Here is a 759-nt window from a genome sequence, read left to right as displayed (position 1 = left end):
GGTCCAGGACGCGCTGTCCGCCCACGGCGTCACCATCACCTCCCTGCCGATCACCCCACCGGACCTGCTGGCCGCGATCCGGAAGGGCGCCGACAGGAAAGGCGCCGACAGGAAGGGGGCCGGTCGGTGAAGGCCGCCCCGTTCGACTACGTGCGCGCCACCACCGTCGAGGAGGCCCTGTCCGCCCTGTCCGGCGGCGCGCGGGTGCTGGCCGGCGGGCAGAGCCTGGTGCCGCTGCTGAACCAGCGGCTGGTCCGGCCCGCGACGGTGGTCGACGTCAACGGGCTCGACCTGGCCCACCTCCACCGCTCCGGGACCGACCTCGTCCTCGGCGCGCTCGTCCGGCACCGGCGGGTGGAGACCTCGCCGCTCGTGCGGCGCGAGGTGCCCCTGCTGGCCGAGGCGATGTCCCACGTCGGGCACGTGTCCGTCCGCAACCGCGGCACGGTCGGCGGCAGCGCCGCGCACGCCGACCCCGCCGCGGAGCTGCCCGCCGTCTGCGTCGCCCTGGACGCGACCTTCCTCGCCCGCGGCCCCGCCGGGAGGCGCGGGATCCCCGCCCGCGACTTCTTCCTCGGGCCGCACCGCACCGCGCTCGCACCGGACGAGCTCCTGGTCGAGGTGAGCCTGCCGGTGCCGCCGCCCGGCAGCGGCCACGCCGTGGTCGAGCTGAGCCGACGCCACAACGACCTCGCCCTGGTCGCCGTCGTCGCGTGCGTGACGGTGCGGGAGGGGATCGTCACCCGCGCCCGCATCGCC

General features: G+C 76.8%; 1 protein-coding gene. It reads left to right on the top strand.

The genetic code is table 11. From position 1 onward, the window contains the following. Nucleotides 1-126 precede the first annotated feature (126 nt). A partial coding sequence (locus ACFV4N_RS41770; protein ID WP_499678232.1) for an FAD binding domain-containing protein occupies nucleotides 127-759 on the top strand: 633 nt, incomplete at its 3' end.

This window comes from Actinosynnema sp. NPDC059797, from assembly GCF_042732085.1.
In the GTDB taxonomy this organism is placed as follows: domain Bacteria; phylum Actinomycetota; class Actinomycetes; order Mycobacteriales; family Pseudonocardiaceae; genus Actinosynnema.
The sequence above is the reverse complement of the archived record's forward strand: the minus strand, read 5'-3'. Positions and strand labels throughout refer to the sequence as shown.